Source organism: Pseudaeromonas pectinilytica (genome assembly GCF_054780855.1).
Genome location: NZ_BAAGVN010000059.1, coordinates 1 through 2,092, shown reverse-complemented (window position 1 = coordinate 2,092; position 2,092 = coordinate 1). Strand labels below are relative to the sequence as shown.

The window sequence follows — 2,092 nt, the reverse complement described above, 5'->3', positions numbered from 1 at the left end:
CTGGAACGTCCCGCTGGAGCCCATTGCAAAAAAAGTGGCGCAATACAACGAAGGCAAGTAGGTCGATTTAGCGGCGCTTACACATGATCTCACCTGCCGGATTTGCTATGCCGCTCGATCTCAGTGAGCGCAACCTATGCCCGCAACTCGATTTGCAGTCACTGCATGGTCAGCGAACCCCATCGTGTTCCATTGAACAGTTTCTGGAAGCGGTACGCCAGCAGGCAATCTGCCGTCAACAGAGTGAATGGCCACTGTATGAAGCATGTTGCCTGCAGCTATTACAGGCTGCAGAGGATGAGCGCTTGCCCTCTTCCGTGCGTGAACTGTGCCGGGATTACGCCTGGCGGCCTCTGGATGAGTTGCAACGGCTGGTCTCTGCATCTTGCTCCCAACATCATTGCCGTCATCGTCTGCAGTGCTTATCGCGGCATCTGGAGCGGTTGCTAGTGCAGAGCCATGAGCGCACTCCCGGTATGTACCTGTGCACGTGCGTGGAGCCTGTGCTGACTCACTGACTCACTCAATCCCTGGCGACTGGATTTGCAATTTTGCGCCTGATCGGGTCTGATCGTCGCCTGTTTGCCGATTCTCCGGAGGCCGGGTGAGTGACTTGATCTGTTTGTCCATGCTGGATGCGGCACTCTTGCCCTCCATACTGGTCCCCGAATCTATTCATTTAACCGCTGCGGATTTTTCTCCCTCCCGCCGTACCAGCTATATGGCAGGTCGCGCCTTGTTGGCGGCTTGGTGTCAGCGCCGTTATGGCTGTCCGGCGTTACCCGATATGGTCACCGGCCCTCATGGTCGCCCAGCCTTCCGGGATCCTGGGTTGCCGGACTTCAGTATTAGCCACAGTGGCGACTGGTTGTGGCTGGCGGTGGGTGAACCGACTCTCGGACTGGATGTCGAGCAGCAGAGGCCGCGGAGTAATCTGCAAAAATTGATGGCGCATGTGCTTTCTGCGCTGGAGCTGGCCTGGGTCGCGGCTCAAGACGATGAATTGGGTGCTTTTTATCGGCTCTGGACCTTGCGCGAAGCCGTGCTGAAGGCCAGTGGTCGTGGACTGGCGGGGTTATCCCGTTTGCAGCTGTTGCCTGACTCACAGCGCGTCGAGACGGAGGAGGTGCCGGCGGGGCTGCTGCGGGTTGCCGAATCTGACGGTTGTTCACTGGCCTGGTATCAATCGTCGCTGACTCCGTCAGCTGACTCGGCTCCTGCCACCTGGCGCTGGTCTCCCGATCTCGGCTTTATCCCGACTGAACTGGCTTGGCAGACGCCTTGGCGTGTGATGGCCACGGTTGCCTGAGCTCTTGCTTCCTTGGGCGACCGGATCGGCCGCTCTCTCTATTTATGCTGTTATTATGCTTNCCATCAACAAGACCGCATTGGCTTCTTTCATTTTAGGCAGCAACTGGTAATAGATGACCCCTTGCCGAAAGAACGAATAGGTTCGGCTCTTGCTGGTATTGACCTTGATCGTTCTCTCTAGACCGACACTGTCTCCAGCCTTACCCAGCAGCGTCAGCAAGACGATGGCCAGGGCACTGAATAAAAACAGTCGGTCGCGCCGGACCGGATTACTGATGTGCACATCTCCCATACCCATGCCGAATTTGTAATCTTTGATATCACGAAAACTGGTCTCGATACCCCAGCGCTGGCCGTATAGTTGCAACGCCTTGGCGGCGCTCAGGTCGGTCCGGTTACTGGCCAGAAACCACGCGTCTTTCATGCCACTCTTGTGACAACAATAGACCCGTTCGACAGGCTGTCGCTGCCCAGTTAGCTCCACCGCTTTGAGGGTTCGGGTGCGCCCGGTCGGCGTTAGCCAGTCGCGGGCGGGAACCTGCTCTCCACCAGAGTAACCAACCAAAATATTTCCTTTAAATCTAATGAGATAAGCAAAGCCTAGCTCTTGCTCCAGGCGCTCGAACAGCTCCATGTAACCAAAGCCGCGGTCAGCGACTACCGTCACGAAGATACCCTCTGGCAACGTCTGCTTGAGCTTGGTGAGCAGCTCTTTCTCATGGGCATTGCGTTGCCCTTTGAGCAACGATTTTCGATGGGTTTTCCACAGCAGCGGAGTACT

General features: G+C 56.5%; 3 protein-coding genes. 2 read left to right on the top strand and 1 reads right to left on the bottom strand.

Features of this window, described 5'->3' with window-relative positions:
- Positions 1-107: 107 nt before the first annotated feature.
- Positions 108-518 (top strand): hypothetical protein, encoded by a 411-nt coding sequence (locus ACYVG7_RS04645; RefSeq protein ID WP_460882060.1) that lies wholly within the window; start codon positions 108-110, stop codon positions 516-518.
- 86 nt (positions 519-604) lie between these two features.
- Entirely contained in the window at positions 605-1,309 is a 705-nt protein-coding gene (locus ACYVG7_RS04640) for a 4'-phosphopantetheinyl transferase family protein (protein WP_460882059.1), read from the top strand.
- Positions 1,310-1,351: 42 nt separating this feature from the next.
- Here the strand turns inward: ACYVG7_RS04640 and ACYVG7_RS04635 are convergent.
- Positions 1,352-2,092, bottom strand: a 741-nt coding sequence (locus tag ACYVG7_RS04635) for an IS4 family transposase (RefSeq protein WP_460882058.1), incomplete at its 5' end; no start/stop codon positions are given.

What these genes read in the sequence shown, in the direction of transcription:
- ACYVG7_RS04645 (WP_460882060.1), top strand. Translation starts at nt 108, where the DNA reads ATGCCGCTCGATCTCAGTGAGCGCAACCTATGCCCGCAACTCGATTTG.